General features: G+C 65.3%; 12 protein-coding genes and 1 pseudogene. 8 read left to right on the forward strand and 5 right to left on the reverse strand.

All coding sequences use genetic code 11. The annotated features are described in order from the left end of the window. Positions 1–84: 84 nt before the first annotated feature. Positions 85–3,093, forward strand: coding sequence for an AfsR/SARP family transcriptional regulator (locus FHR38_RS07145; RefSeq protein WP_184533917.1), 3,009 nt, complete (start codon positions 85–87; stop codon positions 3,091–3,093). 441 nt (positions 3,094–3,534) lie between these two features. After that, positions 3,535–4,005 (forward strand): annotated as a pseudogene (locus tag FHR38_RS07150) (type II secretion system F family protein); the annotation flags it as partial. Positions 4,006–4,174: 169 nt separating this feature from the next. Here FHR38_RS07150 and FHR38_RS07155 read toward each other — a convergent pair. From FHR38_RS07155 to FHR38_RS07170, 5 genes are all read right to left on the reverse strand, one after another. Next, on the reverse strand, positions 4,175–4,987 hold the full coding sequence (locus FHR38_RS07155; RefSeq protein ID WP_184533918.1) for a UvrB/UvrC motif-containing protein: 813 nt from the start codon (positions 4,985–4,987) through the stop codon (positions 4,175–4,177). Between the two features lie 48 nt (positions 4,988–5,035). Then, positions 5,036–5,326 (reverse strand): hypothetical protein, encoded by a 291-nt coding sequence (locus tag FHR38_RS32050; RefSeq protein ID WP_246446355.1) that lies wholly within the window; start codon positions 5,324–5,326, stop codon positions 5,036–5,038. 89 nt (positions 5,327–5,415) lie between these two features. Next, entirely contained in the window at positions 5,416–6,180 is a 765-nt protein-coding gene (locus tag FHR38_RS32055; RefSeq protein ID WP_246446357.1) for a hypothetical protein, read from the reverse strand. Positions 6,181–6,741: 561 nt separating this feature from the next. Continuing rightward, positions 6,742–6,954: a helix-turn-helix domain-containing protein gene (locus tag FHR38_RS07165; RefSeq protein WP_221449488.1), complete on the reverse strand. Its 213-nt coding sequence runs from the start codon at positions 6,952–6,954 to the stop codon at positions 6,742–6,744. Between the two features lie 166 nt (positions 6,955–7,120). Further along, positions 7,121–7,405, reverse strand: coding sequence for an ArsR/SmtB family transcription factor (locus tag FHR38_RS07170; protein ID WP_221449489.1), 285 nt, complete (start codon positions 7,403–7,405; stop codon positions 7,121–7,123). A gap of 437 nt (positions 7,406–7,842) precedes the next feature. On the opposite strand from FHR38_RS07170, the gene mads1 reads away from it, so the two are divergent. The 6 genes from mads1 to mads8 are packed head-to-tail and all read left to right on the forward strand — an operon-like array spanning position 7,843 to position 23,006. Beyond that, positions 7,843–8,106, forward strand: a complete 264-nt coding sequence (gene mads1, locus FHR38_RS07175; protein ID WP_184533920.1) for a methylation-associated defense system helix-turn-helix domain-containing protein MAD1 — start codon at positions 7,843–7,845, stop codon at positions 8,104–8,106. Then, positions 8,099–10,171, forward strand: coding sequence for a methylation-associated defense system DNA methyltransferase MAD2 (gene mads2, locus FHR38_RS07180; RefSeq protein WP_184533922.1), 2,073 nt, complete (start codon positions 8,099–8,101; stop codon positions 10,169–10,171). Before mads1 ends, mads2 begins: the two co-directional genes overlap by 8 nt. Next, positions 10,168–11,550 carry a methylation-associated defense system restriction endonuclease subunit S MAD5 gene (gene mads5, locus FHR38_RS07185; protein ID WP_184533924.1) on the forward strand — a complete coding sequence of 461 codons (1,383 nt, stop codon included), beginning with the start codon at positions 10,168–10,170 and terminating at the stop codon, positions 11,548–11,550. The genes mads2 and mads5 overlap by 4 nt, the downstream gene beginning before the upstream one ends. Further along, positions 11,550–15,704, forward strand: a complete 4,155-nt coding sequence (mads6, locus tag FHR38_RS07190) for a methylation-associated defense system protein kinase MAD6 (protein WP_184533926.1) — start codon at positions 11,550–11,552, stop codon at positions 15,702–15,704. The genes mads5 and mads6 overlap by 1 nt, the downstream gene beginning before the upstream one ends. 4 nt (positions 15,705–15,708) lie before the next feature. Further along, complete coding sequence (gene mads7 / locus FHR38_RS07195) at positions 15,709–17,397, forward strand: methylation-associated defense system protein MAD7 (protein WP_184533928.1); 1,689 nt, start codon at positions 15,709–15,711, stop codon at positions 17,395–17,397. Continuing rightward, positions 17,394–23,006 carry a methylation-associated defense system ATP-binding protein MAD8 gene (gene mads8, locus FHR38_RS07200; protein ID WP_184533930.1) on the forward strand — a complete coding sequence of 1,871 codons (5,613 nt, stop codon included), beginning with the start codon at positions 17,394–17,396 and terminating at the stop codon, positions 23,004–23,006. Before mads7 ends, mads8 begins: the two co-directional genes overlap by 4 nt. Positions 23,007–23,114: the final 108 nt, after the last annotated feature.

Raw genomic sequence — 23,114 nt, forward strand, 5'->3', positions numbered from 1 at the left:
ACCAAACTTGCGGTAAATATCGACTGGCGTCATGATGTGCCAGATGTGCGCCGATGACGGGGATCGGTAGCGATGCGCTATCACGTGTTAGGCCCTCTGGAGGTCTGGGCTCATAACGCCCGGACACCACTGGCTGGCCGGTGGCGAGCCCTCCTCGCTGTTCTCCTGGCCAACGCCGACCGGACGGTCTCGGTCGACCGACTTCTCTACGAGCTGTACGGAGAGCAGTCGCCCAGGTCCGGCGGCAAACTGATCCAGGTCTACGTGAGCAAGCTCCGCCGTGCGCTGGGCGACGCCGACGGCAGATCCCTGGTCACGCAGCCGGCTGGATACCGCCTCCGACTCGACGCAGATGAGATGGACGCCGTTCTGTTCGAGCGGCTGGCACTCCAGGGACGGCAGGCACTCCACGCCGGCTTGCCGGATACCGCCGCTGGGTTCCTGCACGATGCGCTGGCAATGTGGCGCGGGCCCGCCTTCGCCGACGTGCCGCACTCAGCGGCGATCCAGGCAGCCTCCCTCCGCCTGGAAGAGCTACGGCTCGCCACCTGGGAGGAGTGGGCCGACGCGCAACTGGCCCTGGGGCACCACACAGAGATCATCGGCGAGCTGCGCCTGGCAGTCCTCGAACAGCCACTACGAGAGCGGCTACGCAGCCAGCTCATGCTCGCGCTCGCCCGGGACGGGCGGCGCGCCGACGCACTGGCCGAGTATGTCGCCGGCCGTCGGATCCTGATCGACGAACTGGGGGTGGAGCCAGGTAGCGCGATGCAGGCCCTACACGCGGAGATCCTGTCGAACGGGCTACCCGGTCGACAGAGTCTCCACGTTCTTCCAGCCCACGGGGAGGAGCCGGCAGGCCGACCGCCGTGCCAGCTTCCCCGGGCCGTGCCCGATCTCGTCGGACGCGACGCAGAGACGCAGGGCGTGCTCCAACTGCTGACGGGATGCACTACGCAGGATGGTCCGGCTGTCGTGGTCATCACGGGTCAGCCCGGCGTGGGAAAGAGTGCCCTCGCCATCCAGGTCGCCCACCGGTTGCGACCGGAGTACCACGATGGACAGTTCTATATCGACCTGGGCGCCACAGCAAGCGGGCCCGAACACCTCAGCGACCTGCTCGCCGGCCTGCTCAGCGGGGTGGGCTACCCGCCCGCGCACCTTCCTGAGGGAGCTGCCCAGCGAGCCGCCCTCTGGCGTGCCGCCCTGGCCGACCGACGCATCCTGCTCCTGCTGGACAACGCGAGCAACGAGCAGCAGGTGCGACTACTTCTCCCCGGCACACCGGGTAGCGCCGCGCTGATCACCAGCCGGTCCTACCTGACCGGAGTGGAAGCCGTTCACCGACAGCGCCTCACTGAGCTTACCGATGCGACCGCTGTCGAAATGCTTGCCAGGATCATCGGCGAGGAGCGGGTAGGTGCCGAGCCGGAGGCCGCGGTCGACATCGCCCTCCTGTGCGGGTTCCTTCCCCTGGCCCTGCGCATCGCAGGGGCCCGCCTGGCGATGCATCCGGAGCAGACACTCGCCCGCTTCGCCACCACACTTCGCCCGGTCGGCCAGCGGCTGGATCAGCTCATCGCCGGTGACCTGAACCTGCGGGAGGCGATCCGGCTCAGCGAGGTGGACTGCGACAGCCGGGCGACGCGAGCCCTGCACCATCTCGCGATGCTCGACATCGCCGACCTGCCGGAATGGACCCTCGGCCCGATGCTCGACCTCCCCGAGGAGGCATCGTACGAAGCCCTCGACTACCTCCTCGAGCGCAACCTGCTCTCCGCGCGGCCGGTAGGGGTCTCCGAACCCGCCCGCTACCGGCTGCCCGAACTCATCGCCGTCTACGGTCGGGACCGCTACGAGAAGAGCCGTACCCCTGTCTCAGCGGAAGAGCATCGCGCAGCACTGCGACGGTTGTGCGTCAACTACCTGGCACTGATCCATACAATCAAGCAACGATCTTCGATGAGCATCGAGCCGCCAGCCGGTCATGCCGGACCGCCACCGCACCTGTCCGAACGCAGCGTCAACGCGATCCTCGCCGATCCCCACGCCTGGCTGGAAGCGGAACGCTCGACGGTGGTGGACCTCATAGAACGCGCCGGCGCGGCAGGGCTGACCGAGGAGACGGTTCGGCTGGCGGTCTCACTGGGCCCGCACTTCGAGGCGGGTGGCCATCTGGACGACTGGCGGCGCAGCCACGAGGCGGCCCTGCGGGCCGCACAGGCCGACGACGTACCCGGCGTCGGTGCCGTCCTACGCCAACTCGGCGAGCTGCACACCGTTGCGGACCGCTACCCCACCGCCATCGAGTACTTCGACACTGCCCTCGCCGCCTTTCGCGGCACCGGTGACCGGGTCGGCGAAGCAGCCGCACAGTCAGGCCTCGGATACGTGTACCGCCTGCAAGGTCATTACGACGACGCACTCCGCCATCTGAGGCTCAGCGCTCGGCTCGCCGGCACGGACGAACGCTGGGCCGCGGTGGCCTACGCCAAGGTCCAGATCAGTGCGATCCACCTGGAACACGGCAACCACGCCGTCGCACGCCGTCACCTGCAGGGCGCCCTCGCAATGGCAGACCGGTCCAACTTCACTCCCGGCATCGCGGCCGCACAGCGATGCCTCGGCCTCACCGAACTGGCAGCTGGCGATCTGACGCGCGCCGAGGAACATTTCCGGACCTCCATGGAGGTCTGTGCCGACATCGGTGACCAACTCAGCAGGAACCACGGTCGCCAGTGGTTGGGCTACGTCGCTGCGTTGCGCGGTGACCAGCGGCTGGCGGCCGAGACGCTCCACGAGTGCCTTGCGCAGTACCAGGGTGCGCGCCAGATCTTCGGCCAGGCCATCACCCTCCGCAGCCTGGGGGTTCTCGACTTGCGCGCCGGCCGGCTCGATCAGTCCCTGACCCACGTACGCGAAGCGATGGGTCTCTGGGAGCAGATCGACTCCCCGTTCTGGACGGCACGCACGCTCGACGTCCTTGCCCAGCTACATGCTCGTCGGGCCGACTCGCACAGAGCTGCCAGTTGCGCACAACGCGCCTCCCGACTCCGCGTCCGAATCGGCATACCGACCAATATGGGTTCTTGAGTGCGCGCAGTTCGACTGGCTGGAACTGCCAAGCCGCGAGTGGACAGCGGACCGGCTGTTTGGCGCGGACGACACCAGTTACCACCTGCTGGCCGTACGGATGGCTACACCTGGCGGCGCGTTCCAGGACCACCTGAGTGGTGTCCACGGAAAAGGCGGGCGAGTCGCCCCGGGAAGCCGATGAGGACCTTCGCGGTGAACCGGCCAGTGAAGACGGTGAACCACAGGGCACCACGAAAGGCGATGGCCGTCATGACGTTCACCCGTAACCGGCGGCCGTTGACCCGCACGATCGGGGTGCGACCCCTGGGCTCCCGGCTGCGTCCTGGTGGGCTGCTTCGCCGCCGCGTTTGTCTGGCTCGGCCGGCTGATGCGCGACCGCGATACAGCGCGGATATTGGCGGGGGTCGCCGCCCCGGCTGAGTCTGAGGTGGTGTCGACATGACCGGGCTGGTGTTGCTGGCCGGGCTCGGCACCGGAGTGGGGCTGTGGCTGCTGGTGGTGGGCTGGTTCCCGCGCCCGCCTCGGCTGGACAAGACCCTGGACGCACCATACAGGCTCGACCGCGCCGTCGATGCCGCCGAGGTCCGGTCTCTGGGGTGGACCGGGCGGTGGGGCCGCCCGGCCGTGCGGTGGCTGCGCCAGGCGGGCCTTCCCCTGCCCAGCACCCGCCGTGACCTCGCCACCGTTGACAAGCCGGTCGACGTACACCTCGCCGAGCAGGCGACCGCCACGGTGTTCGGACTCCTGCTGCCTCCCGCCGCCGCGACGTTGCTCGCCATCGCCGGGGTGGGTACCGGCGTGACCATGCCCGCCGCCGCGTCGCTACTGCTCGGCGCGGCCGGGTTCCTCGTCTCTGAACTGTCGGTACGATCGGAGGCTGCCAAGCACCGGGCCGCCTTCCGCGACGCGTCCGCACCGAGATCACCGGCACCGCCGCGACCGTGGTACCTGGCGTGCGGTGGACTGTCCGCGCCACCGTCGTACGACCCGTCGAGCGCTTCGTGCCCGAGGTTCGTGGGTTCGCGATTACTGAAGCACTGGCGGCAATCAACTGAAGGAGGTGAAACGTATGGCGAGCTTAGCTTGGTGCTTCAGTTCCCGGTCTGACGTCGTGCACCTCGGCCGGCAGGGCGATGCCCTGTGTGGCCGCGAGCTGGTGGAGTCGGGCGATCTGGTGCCGAAGCGTGACGAGTTCCTGGACCAGCGCCAGGATGTCGATCTGGCTCGACCATTCTCGGATGCGGTCGGCGCGTTGCGCGAGGAGGTCCTTCTCAGCACCGCGTATCTCGGCAGCTGCCTCGAAGTCCTGATTGTCGACGGCGATTTCCTTTTCCTTGCGCAGCCGGTCGATCAGTTCGCCGAGCTCGTGTATGTCGTTCGGAACAGCGATGGGCGGTTCCACGGGCTGTTCCCGAGGCGGCGGGCACTCGTGCGAGGTCAGGGTCAGGATTCCGTGTATTTCAGCGCGGATGCGGTCTGGTGTGGCGTGCCAGCGGGCGAGTACTTGACCGGCGCCGGAGCCGTCAGCGGCCAGACCGAGCAGGATGTGTTCTGTCCCAAGGTGTTCGGCGCCCATGGCGGTGCTTTCGGCATGCGCCACCTGGAGCATGTGCGTGAGGTGCGATGTGGCGGCGGGTGCGGGGTTGGTCGGTTCGCCTGGATGCCCGGGTTCCCGGTTCAGTTCCTCGCGGAGTTGATCGAGTGGAATGCCGATCAACCGCATCAGGTCCCAGCCAAAGCCTTCGCCTTCTTCCAGCAGCGCAAGCAGGTAGTTCTTGGGGATGACGTGCTCTTGGCCCCGGGAGCGGGCGTCCTGCTCCGCGAGTGTGGCCACTCTCCGGGCTCGGTCGGTCCATCGCTGGCGGTGGTCGGGGTGGCTGGCATCCGGCATGGAGGTCCTTGGCTAGCGGTGTGTCCGTCGTTCGCCAGTGTCACTCGGCTAGTCGAGTTCGGGGTGGCTGAGCGCGGCGGTGTAGATAGCCGCGCCGGCGGGGCTGAGGCCGAACAGTACGCAGATGCGTTTGACGTCGCCGTCGGTGGCGAGGACTTCGTCGAGGATGCGGTCGGCGCGGATGCCGCGGGCGGCTGTCCCGAGTTGCAAGCCGAGCCAGCGTCCGCCGACTGGTTTGAGGCCCAGCGCGGTACGCATGTGGATAAACAGGTGCGGGTTGGCGGTGTGTGGCCAGGTGGCGGCGCGGTGGTCGAGGTAGGCGGACAGCCGGGTCAGCACAGGTGGGGCGAGCGGGATGACGCGGCTGTCGAGGTGCAGTCGCTGGTCGCGGATGTCGGTGAGGTGGAGTCCGCGCAGTTGGCCTGGGGTCAGGGCATGGAACGCCAGCAGTGCGGCGAGAGCCGCGCGGGCGGGTTCGGCGGAGTTGAGGGCCTCGCGGATGACGTCGAATTCGGCGGGTTCGGGAACGCGGGTGTGCGGTGCGCCGAGCTTGATGCGCGCGGTGGGGTCGCGGAAGACGACCTTGTGCCCTTTAGGGTCGAGAAGATCGAGCGGAGACAGGAGCCGAGCAGGTAGCGGGGGTGGCCTTCGTCGGCGGCGCGGATGGCGTCCAGGACGAGGGTGCGGGTGATCTCGCGCAGCGATTCGTGCCCGGCTGCGGCCCAGGCGTGCAGGGTGGGCAGGACGGTGTTGAGCCGCGCTCGGATGGTGCTCTGGGTACGGGCGCGGCTTCGGGGCGCGTTGGTCTTGTGACCGTAGAACATGACGTCGAACCAGACCCGCAGCTCGGCGCGCATGGGCGCGGGAAGGTCGGCGACCTTGCCGGTGAACCAGTTCTGCAGGGCGGGTGTCAGGTCGTCGTCGAGCAGGTCGAGGCCGCCCAGGAACTCCCGCAGCTGTCCGGTGGCCCTGTTCAGGGGCCCGAGGTCACGCAGGAGACTGGCCTTGATGCGGGCACCGGGAGTGTCTTGCAGGCCGAGTACCGCGTGCAGGCCGCTGCGGGCCTTGCCGAGAGTACTGGCGCTCCAACCATGCAGGGTGGCGTGCTCTGCCAGCAGTTCGGCGAGCATCTGCGCGGTGTGGGGGTCGGGTGGCGGGGGCAGGGCGATGCCGGGGCGCAGGTGGCGCCGCACGTCGAGCAGGACGAGCTGCTCGTGGTTGACGGGCCGGATGGCGTGTACGGCTGCGGGGTCGTGGCGGCGCGGCCGTCGCCGTGCGGGCCGCCCGGCCTCGCGCCTGCAGGGGTTCGCCGAACAAGTTGGCGATGAACAGCTGCTGGCCGGCCTCGTTCGCCTCAAGGATGGTCAGGCCGTTGCGGCTCCACCGGATCATGGCGGCTTGTCGCCAGCACAGCCGGCAGATGTCGCGGTCGTCCACAGGGACGTGACGGCGGCAGGACAGGCAGGTGCCGTAGTCGTTCTTGGTGCGCCAGCTGACACAGCCCCAGCACATGTACTTGGTGTGGCGGGTCACGCCCCAGCCCAGGCAGTGCTTGCAGGAGGTGACGTGCTGCGGGGCGGCGGGGTGGCAGCGTTGGCACAAGCCCGCCGAGTAGTAGTCGTCGAGGGCGGCGCAGACACGACACGGTGGTGGGGTGAACGGCCCGCCGGGCAGGCACTGGTAGCAGAAGTCGACGCGCGGGTCGGTAAACGCGACAGGGCGCGTGCGGCAGACCGGGCACGGCTTGGGTGGTCTCATGCCGGTGGTGCGGAGCGACGTCGCCTCCGCTGCGGCGTGACGACAGCTCCGACGGCCGCGGCGGGTAGCGCCGGCGCCGCCTTCGTGGGCTTTCGCGCGGCGACCTTCTCCGGCTCGCAGATCAGCAGGTCCGCCGGGCTGCATCGCAGCACCGCGCAGATGACGTCCAGGTCGTCGAGACGCACGGTGGTGGGGGTACTGGTCCACAGTGGTGCCCCGGGCCGACGGCACGGCTTGGAGGAGTGGGATCAGCTGGGTGACGTCGTTGCGGTTACCGCCGGTCAGGGTCGACTCGCTGGAGAGCACCGCTCAGTCTTGCCTCAGCAGCATGTGAGTAGGTAGACCCTCAGGTCGTCCAGGGCACCCAGGCCGCCGTCACGGTCGGCGGTAGAGCACGATTTTGCCTTCGCGGCGGGAGGTGACAATGCCGCCGCGCCGCAGCAGGGTCAGCTGCTCCGATACGGTGGATTGTCCGATGCCGGCCTGCTCGGCGACCTCGCTGACCGATAGTTCCGCGCCCTGGGAGAACAGGAGCCTGATGCGTTGGCGGGCGGGACTCGCCAGGGCTTTTAGGAAGTCGTGCGTCTTCTCCGACACCTGATCGCCCCAGCCGTTACTGAGGGTTTTCGGGGGCAGGTTCAACACTACATAGACAAGCATCAAGGCCCCGACCAGATTCTTGCTGGTCGGGGCCTTGTTTTGTGCGCCGCCAGGGACTCGAACCCCGAACCCGCGGATTAAGAGATTGGTCTTGGACGGGTCGTTCGGTCCAGCGGCGCGCCCTGGATTCCATGTGTTCGCGATTATTACCCAATCTCGTCGAGACGGCGTCCCCGTGAGTCCAGCTAACCTCGGCCCGTCCGCGGCAACCGAGCACCCGACGAGCACCTATGGGCTGACGGTTTCGTCGGCGCGAGCGCCTGCGGCTGAACCCACCCCGCACTGGCCGCGCAGCCGTGGAGCAAGGGCCGTGGAGGTTGGAGCCGGTTCAAACGGGTCCACCTCCTCGCAGACCTCATCTGCGCCTGCTTGCTCCGTCCTGGTCAGGATAAAGCAGCCCTTCGTCCCGTTGATCCAGGGTGTCGCGGATGCTAGACATGACTTCGCGTGTACGCTCGCACGCTGAACCGCAGGGGGCGTGTGCAGTGGTTGATCGTTGGCTATCGGTGGACGAGGTGGCCGAGTACCTCGGCGTAAGCAAGGACACCGTGTATGCCTGGGTTGCGAACAAGGGCATGCCAGGCTACAAGGTCGGTCGGTTTTGGAAGTTCAAGCGCGAAGACGTCGATGGCTGGGTCCGCGCCGGAGGCGCGGCGAGCGCGTCGGACGAAGACTTAATAGAAGGGCACGCTCATGAGTGACGACCTCGGGGTCAAGGACGTCGATCGGTCCGGCGACGATGAGGTCACCTCGCTCGAAGAGGGCATTTTGCTGGACTACATCACCGCCAAGCCGGTGAAGGACACCCCGAAGGAGCAGGTGCGTCAGCGGATCGCCCGAGCGCTGCTCCACGAATACGGCATTTCCGTGGACGACATGGTGCCCGACTACAAAATTCGGGTTGACGGGCGGCTGAGGAAGATCGACATCGCGATCTTCAACGCGGGCATGGGCCACACAGTGGAAAACCTACGTCGCGTAGTCATGTGCGAGAAGGAGCCCGCGAGGGGTACCAAGAGCGCGTACAAGATGCGCGACCACGAACAGGCGAAAAAGGAGTTCGACCCGCTGTACTCGGTGATGACCGAGGCGAAGGACTGTCAGTACGGGCTGTGGACCAACGGCCTGGAGTTCTTCTTCTTTGAGAAGCAGGTCACCCGCTTCGATTTGAAGTTTCAACCATTGGGCGACTGGCCGCTCGGTGACGACACCCTGGGCTCGCGAACGGTTGCCTCGAACGCCCAGCTCCGCAGGGCCGACCGAGAGATGCTGCTCACCGCCTTCCGCCGCTGCCACAACTACATCCACGGCAACGAGGGCATGTCGAAGGACATCGCTTTCCGACAGTTCCTGTATCTGATTTTTGCCAAGCTGCACGACGAGCGGCGCCGGCGCGATGAACCGCCGCGGTTCTGGGCCGGCATGTTCGAGAAGACGGTTAACGGCCGGCGCCAGCTCGTCGACGAGCAATTCGACCGGGAAGGACAAAAGGCAATCCGCGCCCGGATCGAGCCGCTCTTCGAGGAGGCGAAGAAGGACTACGCGGGCACCATCTTCCAGGGCGACGAACGGATCGAACTTTCGGACCGGGCTCTCGCCTTCATTGTCGCCGAGCTAGCCAAGTACGACTTCCGCCGCACAGGCTTGGACGTGAAAGGTGCAGCCTACCAGGAATTGGTGGGGACGAACCTGCGAGGCGACCGCGGCCAGTACTTCACGCCCCGAGGTGTGGTCGACCTGATGGTCGAAATGCTCGATCCAAAGGAGAACGAGCGGGTCCTCGACCCGGCCTGCGGTACCGGCGGCTTTCTTGTTTCCACTCTCAAGCGACTGGATCAGCGCCTCCACGATGAGAAGGAAGTCACGGCTGGCGACGAGTCGACTGCGGACTTCCTATCCATCCGGGACCGCCTGGCGAGCTTCGCACGCGCGAACCTGTTCGGCGCGGACTTCGACCCGTTTCTGGTGCGCGCAGCCCAGATGAACGTAGTTATGGCCAGCGAGTCGGAGGCACGACTGTTCCACATGAACTCGCTCGAGTTCCCGGCCGGCCACCTACCGGGCGTCGCCGCAGCTCGCAAAGATGCGCGACTCGAGTCAATGGACGTCGTGATGACAAATCCGCCATTCGGTTCGGACATTCCTATCACAGACGCAAACATGTTGAAGGCGTTTGACCTTGCCTACGTCTGGGAGCGCACGGAGGACGGCGGGTTCCGAAACACTGGACGCCTGCAGAGCAGCGTCGCTCCCGAGGTACTCTTTATCGAGCGTTGCTACCACTGGCTGAAGCCAGGCGGCCGAATGGGGATAGTCCTGCCCGATGGAATTCTAGGCAATCCCGCTCAAGAATACATTAGGTGGTGGCTGTTGCGTCGCTGCTGGCTGCTAGCGAGCGTTGATTTGCCGGTCGAGGTATTCATAGTCGAGGCCAACGTGAACATCCTAACCAGTCTCGTCTTCTTGAAGAAGAAGACGAGCGAGGAACTGAAGGCCGCGGACTTGGGCGAATCCCGCGATTATCCAGTATTCATGGCGGTGGCAGAGAAAGTCGGGTTTGATAGGCGAGGCAACACACTTTACAAACGACGGGCCGATGGAGAAGAGATTGTCGAAGAGGTAGAGCATCGGGAGCGAGTGCGCATCGGCGGCCAGTCAGTCGTTCGAGTGCTCAAACGAAAAGAGAAGGTCATTAACAATGATCTCCCCGAGATTGCTACCGCCTATTTGGCCTTCCGTCGCGACTCCCTGGAGCCTGGCGAATGATTGTCAAGCGCATTCCGTTTTCATGGATCGCGGAAGAGGAGCACAGGCTAGACTGTGGCCCGTTTACACGCGGCGGAATCGAAGCCAAGAAGCGGCTGGAGGCTTCGTCTCTCCAAAAGGAAGATCTTATCGATCTGACTACCGGTGGAGCCACCGGGATGTACCACGTAGGAATGGACAAGCTGCGCTGGGTCGATGGGCGAGATTATGGCGTTCCGTTCCTGCGGAGTTCCGACATCCTTAAGGCCGATCTATCGAGTCAGCCGCTGATCTCCAGGGAACAGGCTGAGGCTAATCCACTCTTCAGGTGCCCGGCCGGCAGCACCCTGATAACGCGATCCGGCAGTATTGGTCGGATGGCATACTGCAGACAGGACATGGCCGATATGGCCATGTCACAGGACGTACTGAAGGTGGTGCCGGACAGTTCTCGAGTTCCGCCGGGTTACCTTTATGCGTTCCTCTCGTCTAGGTTCGGGGTACCACTCGTGGTTAGTGGGACGTTCGGATCGATCATTGTTCACATTGAGGCGGAGAACATTGCGCGCTTGCCTGTGCCGCGCCTCGGTCCACAAGTTGAAGAACAGGTACATGCCCTTGTTCAAGGCGCGGCTGCGGCTCGGAGTAAGGCCGTAGGGCTGCTGGAAAAAGCCAGGCAGCGAGTCCGGGGAATGTTGCCGGTGCACGCCGGGCCAAGTCCCTCCCTGTGGACATCAGTTCACTCGTCGCGGCTCCAACCCCGGCTTGACGCGTTCTACTTCAGCGCGCCGTGCATCGCTGCTCGGCGGGCCTTCGATGGTGCCGCAGTAGCGGAACACCGGAAGCTGGGCGACGTCGCCAGGGTATTTATCCCGGGAATCTTCAAGCGCCGCTACGCCGATCCCGAGTACGGCATTCCGTACCTCACTGGTAACGACGTATTCCAACTTGCGCCGACGTCGGATCGGTACCTGATGCGGTCAGTCGCTGAGCAATTCGACTTGGTCGTCTCGCAAGGTGACATCCTGATTCAGGAGGCCGGCCAAATTGGCGGGCTCATAGGACGATCGGTGCTCGTCGGCAGTTACCTCGACGGGTTCGCTATATCGAACAACATGATCCGACTCACGCCGCACGAGGCAAGTGATTCCGGATATATCTCTGCCGTGTTGTCGACGTCCGAAGGAGTGCTGCTGATTTCGCGAGAAAGCGCGGGATCTAGCATCCCTCATATCGACGAGAGTCGTGTGCGCAACATCCGTATACCTTGGCCACCGGCCGCTGAGAGACGCACGATTGGAGACGACGTCATTCGAGCGCAGGAGCTACGCGACCAAGCATGTGTCGATGAGAGCCGGGCACGCATGCTGGTTGAGGATGCTATCGAGGCGGCGAGTTAATGGCTGCGACGGTGATCGCGGTTGGCATGCCGGTCAACGAGGCTGAACGCCGGGCCATCGCGTATCTCCGGGATCATCTGCCGAGCAGCTACACGCTGATGCACAATTTCGAGATTCACCGGAACGGCGAGGTCTTCGAGGTTGACCTGGCGGTGATCGCACCGCATGCGGTGTACCTGGTCGATATCAAGGGCACCCGAGGCCTGATTGAGGTCTACGGGCCGAAGTGGTACCCAGAGCGCCGACAGCCGTTTGCCTCACCGCTGGTCAAGCTGCGCGGGCACGCGCGTACCCTTAAGGGCCTCATTACGGCGAGCCAGCCGAACCGGCGTGATCTCGACGGTGTCTATGTTGATTCCGTCGTCATCCTGGCGGCACCGGACGCGGTCATCCAGGATCCGGGCGGGCGGGACGCGCCAAGTGTCACGACGCTTGCGAAGTCGGTGTCGTTCTTCCAGAACACCGCCCGCATTCCGGCCAAATTCAGCAAGAACATCGCAGGCGTGCAGGCCATGGTCCGCCGGGCGGTGCAGGGAGCGGCCCACGCCCGCACCGGGCCACTGCGTTTCAACAGTTGGGAGGTGGAGGAACGGCTGGGCGGCACGGACGCCTACACCGAGTATCGCGCCTTCAACAGCTACGCCGGTGCAAAATCCGGTCACGTGCTACTGCGGGTGTACGTCACCGATCCTTACCTGCCCAAGGAGGAGCGGGCCGGGCAGCGGACCCGGATCGCCAACGCCTACAAGGCACTGAACCACATGCCTGGCCATCCGGCCATCATCGGTGTACGGGACTTCTTTGCCACCGAGGGCGAGGACCGCTATGTGCTCGTCACCGAGGATGTTGCCGGACAGGCGTTGCGGCTACACATCGACCGGCCGAACCTCGCGCTGACTCTCGACCAAAAGCTCGCGGTCACCGGCGAATTGCTGGACGCCCTGGCGCACGCGCACCGGCACCAGGTCGTGCACCGCAACATCACCCCGGGCACGCTGCTGCTGGGCGCGAGTGGGCACCTGCATGTCATTGGGTTCGAGTTCGCCCGCGCCGGGGTGGACCGGTCGAAGACCATTGCCCAAGCCATCGTTGATGACTTGGAGCCGCTCTACCAGGCGCCAGAGACGTTTCGGGAACCGGCCAATGCCAGCCCCGCGTCGGACGTATACAGCGCTGGCCTGGTGCTATACGAGCTGTTCACCGGCGAGAAGCCGTTCAGCAGCCCAACCGACGTATACGACCAGGGTGGTGTCTTTCCCGCCAAGCCGTCCGACCTCCGTAGCGAAGTACCGACCGCGATCGACAACTGGCTGCAAAAGCTGTGCAGCTTCGACCCGGATCAGCGACCATCCGCGGCGCAGGCGAACGAGGATCTGCGAGGGCTCCTTGCCGCCCGGAACAGCGACGACTTTGGCGGGGAGCCGTTGGCGACCCCCGCCGAGACCGAGGCTGCGTCGATGGTCGACTACGGGCGGCTGGTACCCGGCACGATGCTGACGTCGAAGTACCTGGTGGAGAAGCGGATCGGCGCCGGGTCATTCGGCGTCGTCTATAAGGTCATCGACACCTTGGGTGACGTGCCCCGGGCGGTCAAGGTGATCCTGAAGGATCGGCACTCGACGCTGGAACGGCTGAAGAAGGAGTACCGGACCCTGCTGCGGGTGCCCGAACACCCCAACGTGGTGCGGGTCTACGACGCGCAGTTCTCGGACTCCGGTTTTCCCCCGCCATTCATCGTCTTCGAGTACATCGACGGGTTGGACATCAGCGAGATGATCAACCAGAAGCTGTTCTCACCCGACGACGCGCTCGATCTGGCCAAGCAGGTGACCGATGGTCTGGTCCACCTACACCGGCATGGCGCCTACCACTGCGACATCAAGCCCCGCAACCTGCTGTGGACCGGCAACGGGGTACGCATTATCGACTTCAACGTCTCCGTCCTACGCAACGTGGACAACGGACATGGCGGCGGGTCAGACCGCTACCTTCCTCCCGACCTCGACCGCACTGCCTACCCGCAACCCGGCGATCTCGCAGACCGCGACCTCTTTGCGCTGGGCGTCACCCTCTATGAGGCGATTACTGGCCGCTACCCTTGGGAAGCTGCAGCTCCTCCGCCCGGTGTCCCAGCAGCCGATCCACGGGAGTTCTCCGGGCTCGCGGAACTCGCACCGGCCTTTGTGGACGTTCTGCTCAGGGCGATCGCACCGAAGCGTTCGGATCGCTTCGCCTCAGCAACCGAACTCCAGTCAGCCTTCGGCAAAGTCAAGCAGGCGGTCCGGTCACGCCCGGAGCCCGACCGGACCGGAACGATCCACGGCCCTGTCGACACAGACGCCTTGCCGCCGAACACCAACCCGTACGTCTCGCGCCTGCTGACACTCTACAGCCAGAGCGCGCACAGCAACGCCGGTACCCGGGGACTGGACACGCTGGCCGAGCGGACGTACGTGGAAACGGCGCTCGACCGGGAACTGGAGCCGGCCGTGCTGGCGGGTGAGTTCCGTTTGGTGATGATCACCGGGAATGCGGGTGATGGCAAGACGGCGTTCCTGCAGCGACTGGAGAACCGGGCCCGCGAGCAGCAGGCCAGCTTCGCGGCGCCGCTGCCCAACGGTCGGCGGTTCACGCTACGCGGGCGCACGTTTGTGACCAACTACGACGGCAGCCAGGACGAGGGCGAGCAAAGCAGCGACGACGTGCTCACTGAGTTCTTCGCGCCGTTCGCCGGTTCCGATCCCGAGGCGTGGTCTGACAGGGAGGCCCACCTGATCGCGATCAACGAGGGACGTCTGGTCGACTTCTTGGCCGCCAACGCGGCGCGATTCCCCTTGCTGGATCAGGTCGTCCGCAACGGCTTGGTGACCGGGGCACCAGAGCACGGGGTGGCAGTTATCAACCTCAACCTGCGCAGCGTCGTTCACGATCCGCTCGGCTACAACGGTGACGAACAAGATGGCGATGAGTCAATCTTCGCGCGCACCCTGCGGCGGCTCACCCACGAAGGGTTCTGGGAGCCGTGCCAGCGGTGCGACCTGCGCGACCGTTGCTACGCCTACCACAACGCTCGTACTTTCCAGGATCCGGTGGCCGGGCCGAAGGTCATCGAGCGCTTGAAGACCGCGTACACCCTGACGCATCTGCGCGGCCAGTTGCATATCACGCTGCGGGACATGCGGTCTGCGCTGGCCTACATGTTGGTGGGCACCCGCGACTGCGGGCAGATCCACGAGCTCTACCAGGCCGGCGACCGGGAGGCAATCCTGCAGGGGTTCTACTTCAACAGCTGGCTGGGTGGCGACCGGACCACCGGTGACCGCCTACTCGACCTGCTTAAAGACGTGGACATGGGCGTGTCGAGCGACCCCCGGCTGGACCGCGGCTTGGACTTCATCTCGCCCTCCGCCGATCGCACGCTGTTCCGGTTCGATCTGCGCGGCGCCTATGACCGTGACGTGCTGCGGAGTCTGTTCGCAGAGCTGCCTCGCGACTACTCGGGGCAGGCGACCGAACGCCGCGGGGAGGTTCACCGGCAGTATGTGGCCATGGCCCGCCGGCGGGCCTACTTCGAGCGCCGCGATCCGGGGTGGCGCCAGATGCTGCCCTACCGCTCCGCCGAGCGGATGATGAATCTGATCGCTGGCCGTTCCGACCTCGTTGCCGCGCTCGCGGACGTATTGCACGCGATCAACCGAGGTGAAGGGCTCAACAACCTGGGCCAGGTGGAGGGCAAGCTCGCGTTGCAGGTACGCCAGGTCGAGCGGGGTACGGTGCGCAGCTATCGGATGTTCCCGGCCGAACGGTTCTCGTTCAGCGTGGTCGACGCGGCAAGTCGGGCGAGGTTCGTCGAACACATGCCCGCAAGCCTCATGCTCAGGCATCACGCAACCACGGGCAGCTCCGCTGAGCTGCTGGTGAACCTCGACGTGTTCGAGATGCTGGAGCGTCTCAACGCTGGCTACCGCCCGAGCGTCGAGGAGGAGCAGGGCTACTACCTGAGCCTGGCGGTCTTCAAGAACCGCCTCGGCTCCGAGCCTTACCAGGAGGTAATGCTGACGACGACCGGACACGACTTCTACCGGGTGGAGCGTCATGACGACGGCCGGCTCGAAATGAGCCAGGTGACCGGGACGCCGGAGGACAGGAGGTAGCCTGATGCCGCTGTCCAAGCGCGACCGCGAGTTCCGTCTCACCAAAATCAGCTATTTGGACTTTAAGCAGATTGAGATGGACCGGGTGCTGACCGCGTTCTTCGCTCGGCTGGCGCACAAGGGATACCCGAGTCGCCTGCGTCGGTCCATCCAGCTCACCACCGAAGCCTTCGTCGACGAGTTCCTCACTCATCCGGAGTGGTTCACCGGCTTCGCGGAGCACCGGGACATTCTCGAACGCTGGGTCGAGACGCACCTGATGGACGTGGTCAACCGCGGGAAGTCCTCGCAAGCCATCGCCGCGCCGAGGCCGCTTCACGGGTATACGTACCGGTTCCGCAATCCCAAACACTCGCGTGACTATGGTGCCGCGCAACACCTCTACGAGATGCTCTACCACGCCCGTGACGGGGCCGGGCAGAGGGCGCTCGAACACCTGGAGACCTTCTTCTTCCACGGGCACGACAGAGTCACCGGCCTTCCGGACAGCGCTGTGACGCTGGACGTCGAGACGCAGGCGTTGCTGCGCCTGCTCGATCAGGTCGAGGACACCGCGGACACCCGGGAGGATCGGGGAAGCTTTCCGCCCCTCTGTGTCGGTGCGGCGGACCTCCTCGCCGACGATGTGACTCGACTCCTGTGTTACGAGCGCTTTATCCCGCGGTCGGTGATGGTGGACTACCTGAAGGTATTGTTCTCCTTTCACCTGGCCCTCTATCACCTGCGCCTGCTCAAACTGCTGCCCGCTCTGGTGCGCCGCAGGGGCGGCGACCCGACCTGCGGTGCATGCCCCGTGGCCGCGAAGAACCCCAAGAGTCCGCACGGCGACTGTCAGTACCAAATCGGGCTGCTCGTCGACGTGGCCGCCCAGCCCGGGACGCCCATGTCGTACCTTGCCGAGCGCAGCGCCGACCTGCATTACCGGCGGATCCCCGCATTCGTCAAGGCATACTTCGCGACCCGCAAACTGGACGAGTTCGCCACGTACCTCGCTCGGAGTAGCAAGCTCCCCAGGCCACCGAGCGGCGACTTCTCCGTCGGCCAAGTGCTGGCTCTACTCGGGCCGGATCGCGAGGCTGAGCGGGAGAAGTACTTCGGCCAGCGCGCGATCTCTGTCGAGGACACCGGCGGGGCGACAGATGGGGATCTTGATCCCGAGCTAACGGCTGTACGCGCGATGGGACTGGGCGAATTCGACGCCTACATCGAGATGCTGGTCGCGGTTCGGGGTCGCTTCCACCGTCAATACCTCACGGAGTGCCTGGACTCGCTGCTGCTAAAGAACCGGCCGGGTGCGCTGATCACGCAGCCCCGGGCGAAGAACTCAGCACGTCGGTTCATCCTGGACAGCCGTCTACTCGAAGTGCTGCTCCAGATCGCCGTTCTACGACCCGGGGGCGTCCACGGGTACCACACCGGCGAGCTACGGATCGACGAACTGCTCGCCTTTCTGCGTGAGCGGTATGGGCTCCACATCGACCGGTTGCCGCCCGGCGACGGGTTCGGCAGTGCATCGATCACCGATCAGCAGGCCCTGCGCGGCAACCTCGCCGCCTTCAGATCACGCCTGCGTGAGGTCGGCTTTTACCGCGACCTTTCCGACGCCTACGTCACCCAGACGGTCACCCCTCGGTACCGCATCGACATCACTGGTGTCACACCCAAGATTCCGACCACCGGAGGTGTGGCATGACCCAGGGACTTCAGGAAATCGACCCCCAGGCCATCGCCGCCGAACTGGAGAGCGTGTTGCTGCCCCGGCTGCGCCGCCTGCTCAGCTCGCGGGGGCCGGGCCACTGCATGCGAATCACCGATCTCGACACCGACCTCATGGCACGACTGTGCGGGCGACTCCGCGCCGAGGTGCCCGGCACGGAGATCGTCATGCTCGGCGGTGGTGACGGCAGCCTTCCGCGCGACCTGACGGTCAGCAGCACCAAGCTGGTCGAGCTGCGCAACCCGCTGCCGGACGGCACCCTGCGGCCTCCGCTTCTGGCGTTCATTCCGAACGACGTGCGAGCCGCCGCCGAGGACTCATTCGGTGTCGCAACGTTCGAGCAGGTGCAGCTCGGCGATGTGTACGGCGAGTTGCGCCAGAAGCTCCTGGACGAGATGCCGCCCGACATACGGGGAGACCTCGCGGAGGCACTGCGGCGGATCACCGACGGCGACAGCCCCTGGGGATTCGCCGACCCCGTCGCCGTCGTCCGGTTCCTGCTGACCGCTAAGGCCAACGACAACGACCCAGAGGCGATCGGCGCGGCCTTGTACGAACTCGCTCTCGTGCCCGACTTTGAGCTGCTCGCCATGCCTGACAGGGCGCCACTTCGAATCAGCCGTAATCGCGAATGTGTGGAAAAACTTACCTGGTCGGCGAAGTCAGAGCGCGGTCGGGTCTTGGACCTGGGACTTACCAGCAGCGACATGCGTAACCGGCTCGGCGACTTCTTCACAGAGGCCGGCCTCGAGGATCCCCGGACGTGGACCCGCCGCATAGTCATTGACCGCAATCACTGGAGCCTCGCTTTCAACCGGTGGGAGTTCGACAGCAGCAGCGAACCGCCGGACTCGATCTGTATCAGCGAGGTGACGGCGAGCCTGCCCATAATCGAGGAAGGCGAGACCGATCCGAGGCTGAGTCAGTTGATCGGTCAACGGGTTCTGGCGCTCGGCAGCAAAGGGCTGCAGAAGTTTAATGTGGCCTTCCGGGTTGACCCGCAGCCCAGCACTGTGCCTGGGCTTGCGAGCTTTTTCCTTCAGGTCATCTCCCAGGAACAGGGACCCATCGGCCTGGTACGCACTAAGAAGGCGTGGACCTCGAAGCGACCCGACGCAACTGTCAGCTTCACCAGGATCAACACCGTCGGTTGGGAGGAAGGCTGGCACTTCATCCGTGTCCTCGCCAGGACCGAAGTAGGCGATTTCATCCCGCTCGTGGACACCGCAGGGAGCCCGATCTTGTGGGCGGCCGACGATGATGACCCCTCCCAGCAACCGAACGAGAGCGACCTGTTCTACGTGCTCCCTGATGGCGACGTGGACATCGAACCGCCCCAGCGAGCACGCCAACGCGAGGTTGGTCTGGTCCACGCGCGAACCCGGCTGCAGTTCACCGCCCTGATCGACGGCCGGGACCCGGAGGCCGTCGCGGTGACCTCCGTGAACTGGACCGAGCGCGCACCCGGAGCGCGGAGCGTGGGCAGCGAAATGCTAGAGGTCGACTTTGGACGCGACGGCACAATGAACGTGCCGGTGAGTCGACAACTTAAGGCACTGGAACAGCGTATTCTCGCCGCGCCGGCGGGCCCGATCAACTGGCGTATCCCGATCGCTCTCGGCAGCGCCGGCCAAGCCAGCGGCGAGACCTCCCGTTGGCCCCAGGGCGAGGCCACCTCGCGGTTCCTGGCCGCACGCGAGGCGTATTTCCAGGCGGTCCGGGCAGGAGCGACGGAACTGGTGACGCAGGCCGCAGACGTCCGTGCGCTTCGCCCCCTTATTTCTGAGTACGCTGACGCCTACCGGCTGCTTATCCAAGGTCTGCTGAAGCGGGCTGAGACGGCGACGACGGACGCCGCGCAGCACGCGCTGGCCGACCTGCGGCGGGTACTGGCTGTCGACACCGTGACGCTGGCGATCCGCAATCATCGTGGTCGACGGAGGGAAGCCGCTCTGGTCGCCCCCACCCATCCGCTTCGAGCCCTCTGGCTCGCTGTCTGGGCACAGCTCACGCAGATATGGCTACAACGGGCGAAGCGGGCCCCCCGCGAGTTTGCGGTCCCGACACGGGAAGCGTTGCTGCGCGGTCTGGCGCCGATCGGCTTCCCGCCCGTGCTGCCGATGGCCAACGGTCGCCTTCTCGCGGCAGTCGACAACCTTCACCCGTTCTGGACCCTGTACGCGCCACCCCACGAACAGGACCCGCGCAGCCTCGTCGGCGACGTGTGCGACGCTCTCGGTCTGCCCGAGCCGGCTACCGCCGGCACGTCGATCAATGGTGCCTACCTCGCCTCCCGTGTCCAGCGGTATCTCGTTCAGCACCCCTACGTACGAACATTGATGATCAACGCGTTCAACCCCGGACGCGCGGGCCTCCTCGCCGACATGCTGCTCGAACTTCAGCGGCAGCCAGCGATCGCCGACATCCGGTACGACATCCGACTATTCGCTCCGGACGCCGATGCACCGGGCCTCGGGGAGGCCCTCGGCGAGTTGTTGTCTCCGACACCCAGCGTCACGGCACGCGAGGCGGACGCCTTCGCGGCGCCGACCGAGACGCATCTGCGTCCGAAGCTGGCTCTCGCCGTGAGGCCCACCGCCGACTTCCGGCGCTCACCCAACGACCACCCCGCGCACCTGTCGATTCTGTTCGACCTCTTCCCCGCCGAGGAGGTCGGCGTGGCCAGGGCCTCGATCAAGGAGTCGGTCTCCCCGGTCCACGGACTTGTTCAGGAATTTCACGTCGAGTACCGCGACGACGAAGCGACGGTCGCCTGGGCCCGACAGCCTCGACACGGCCAGGCAGTGCCCATCGACGGCGCGGAGGAACTCACCGACCTCCTGTCAACGCTGCCCGGTCTGGTGTCCACCGCGACGGCTACTGTCTCGACGGGAGAAACAGAACTGGCCCTGCGGCCGGTCATCACACTCGCACTGGACGCCGAAGACCGCAGCATTCTCCATCAGGTGCACGAGGTGAGCGACTGGGTTCTAACGCTCGACCGCAACATGGGTATCGAGTTCTTCGACCACGGCGGGCTCAGCGACCGGCCGGACTACCTGATCGATCACAGCCCGGAGACGACCGGGCAGGGCCACCGCCTGGTCATCACCTCCCGATCGGTGGCAGAACTCGAAGCGATCCTCAAGCCGGTGCTGGATCAGTACCACCTCAAGGCCGATTCGGCGCATGCAGTCGCGCTCCTCAACCAGTTGCGTTCGCTCTCGGGCCGCCTAGCTCTCAAGCTGATCTCCTCCCCGACACAGCGCGCAGAAGCGCTTGGGCTCGCCCTGTCCCGCCTGTTCCTAGAGCACCAGGGTGTGTTCGCCAACCAGGTCGTCGTGCCACTCGACGCACACCTCGATCTGTACCGTGCGATCAAGAGGAACTCTGACGAACTCGGCGACGAGGTCAGCTTCCGGCGAACCGACCTCGCCCTGTTCGACCTCGACGCCCGCGCGCGAACGATCACCTGCCGACTGGTCGAGGTAAAGTGCTACAACCAAGTGGGCGACCTCGGCGCCTACAACCAGCTCAAGAGCGACATCGCAGAGCAGATCGCGCAGAGCGAAGAGGTAATCGGCTACCACTTCGACCCGCACCGCTCACTGGTGGATCGGCCCGACAGGCTCATGAAGACGCGCGAACTCAGCACCCTGCTGGAGTTCTACCTCAACCGTTCGGTCCGCTACGGGGCGATGACCGGCGACGCCGCGGAGGAGGCCCACTTCCTTCTCCGAACTTTAGAAGACGGATACCGGCTCGACTTCGCTCGTGCGGCCCTCATCTTCGACTTCGACAAGCCCGGTACCGAGCCAGCCGAGCTGGATGCGGGCATTGAGTACCACCGCGTCGGCGCCAACCTCATCCAACAGCTCATCGACGCCGCCGCGCCCGAGCCCATGGCCGAGGAGGAAGAACCGGATCCGGCACGCGGCGAGGAAAGGGCCGAGTCTACGGCGGCTCGGAGCATCGCCGACATCGCACGGCGCCGCGAGCGGGCGCCCTCCGTCCCGACCTTGGACAGCGCCGCATTCCTCAGCCCACCGCGTGACCGCACCGTCTCATGGGAGGACCTCGCTGCCAGGCGTACCCTCGGCGACGATGATCTGAGCTTGCCCCAGGATGCTCGTCAGCGAGACGACGCTGAACTCGCCGAAGACGGGCAGACATTAGTCGATCTTCCTGGGGACACGCGACCTGATGGCTCGCAACCAATGCAGATCGACGCGGTGACGGATGGGTCGGCCGCCTCTACGTGGCCAGAAAAGCCGGTGCTGGCGGAGTCGGAAACCCCCAAGTCACCCGACGACGAGGACGTGCCGACACCGTCTGCGGCCGGGGCCGCAGCCGGCGACTTCGAGCCTGGGCAGCCCGGCTACGACGTGCTGATCGGAGCAACAAGCCCCTCGCCGCAGTACGGCATCCTCGGCGAGATGTCGGGGCGCAAGGTCGCCCTTGATCTGAACCAGACGCACACAATCAGCCTCTTCGGGGTCCAGGGCGGCGGAAAGTCCTACACACTCGGCACCATCGCGGAAATGGCCTCGTTGCCGATTCCGAACCTGAACCGGCTGCCGCATCCACTGGCGACAGTGATCTTCCATTACAGCCCCACCATGGACTACAAGCCCGAGTTCACCACGATGATCGCGGCGAACACTGACGAGGCCCAGATCGACGCCCTTCGGGAACGGTATGGTGCACAACCCCGGGCTCTCAGCGACGTCCTCCTACTCGTGCCGGCCGACAAGCTCGACGAGCGCCGCACGGAGTATCCGGGAATTGAAGTCCGCCCGCTGAAGTTCGCGGCAGCCGAACTCCAGGCAAGCCACTGGCGGTTCCTCATGGGAGCGGTCGGCAACCAAGCCACCTACATGCGCCAAGTCAACCGTGTCATGAAGGGCCTGCGCCACGACCTCACGCTCGAAGGCATACGTGAAGGAATCGACAACGCACCACTTCCGGACCACCTCAAGGCCATGGCAGGATCCCGCCTCGACCTCGCCGCCGAGTACATCGACGACAGCACCCGCCTGAGTAACCTCATCCGCCCCGGTCGGCTCGTTATCGTCGACCTCCGGGACGAGTTCATCGAGAAGGACGAAGCCCTGGGACTCTTCGTAGTTCTCCTTCAGCTGTTCGCCGACGCTAAGCACGGCGGCAAGGCGTTCAACAAGCTGGTCGTCTTCGACGAGGCTCACAAATACATCGAGAGCCCTGACCTGGTGGCCGGTCTCGTCGAGGTGGTACGGGAGATGCGGCACAAGGGCACGAGCATCATGGTTGCCAGCCAGGATCCACCGTCCGTGCCTGTGTCGTTGATCGAGTTGTCGAGCCAGATCATTCTGCACAAGTTCAACTCACCGGCCTGGCTCAAGCACATTCAGAAGGCCAACGCGGCCCTAACCGGCCTTACCGCCGACAAGATGGCGCACCTACGGCCCGGCGAGGCGTACATCTGGTCGAGCAGGGCTACCGATGAGACCTTCAGCAAGGGGGCAGTCAAGATCCGCTGCCGGCCGCGCGTCACGCAACATGGCGGCGATACGAAGACAGCCGTAACTAGCGCCGATCAGGGTTGAGGTGTCCGACTTGTCGTGCGCCAGCCCATCCTTCTCGAAGGCCAGGACCGGCACGCTCAGTAGCAGCATCAGCGGGTCTTCTCTCAGGTGAACGTGCCAGCTCTGCCG

Origin of the sequence: Micromonospora polyrhachis (genome assembly GCF_014203835.1) — a bacterium.
Classification (GTDB): domain Bacteria; phylum Actinomycetota; class Actinomycetes; order Mycobacteriales; family Micromonosporaceae; genus Micromonospora_H; species Micromonospora_H polyrhachis.

Bases quoted from the DNA above. Each gene is read 5' to 3' on its own strand.
- FHR38_RS07170 (WP_221449489.1), bottom strand. From the start codon at position 7,405: ATGCTTGTCTATGTAGTGTTGAACCTGCCCCCGAAAACCCTCAGTAAC.
- mads2 (WP_184533922.1), top strand. From the start codon at position 8,099: ATGAGTGACGACCTCGGGGTCAAGGACGTCGATCGGTCCGGCGACGAT.
- mads7 (WP_184533928.1), top strand. From the start codon at position 15,709: ATGCCGCTGTCCAAGCGCGACCGCGAGTTCCGTCTCACCAAAATCAGC.
- mads8 (WP_184533930.1), top strand. From the start codon at position 17,394: ATGACCCAGGGACTTCAGGAAATCGACCCCCAGGCCATCGCCGCCGAA.
- mads1 (WP_184533920.1), top strand. From the start codon at position 7,843: ATGACTTCGCGTGTACGCTCGCACGCTGAACCGCAGGGGGCGTGTGCA.
- FHR38_RS07155 (WP_184533918.1), bottom strand. From the start codon at position 4,987: ATGCCGGATGCCAGCCACCCCGACCACCGCCAGCGATGGACCGACCGA.
- mads5 (WP_184533924.1), top strand. From the start codon at position 10,168: ATGATTGTCAAGCGCATTCCGTTTTCATGGATCGCGGAAGAGGAGCAC.
- mads6 (WP_184533926.1), top strand. From the start codon at position 11,550: ATGGCTGCGACGGTGATCGCGGTTGGCATGCCGGTCAACGAGGCTGAA.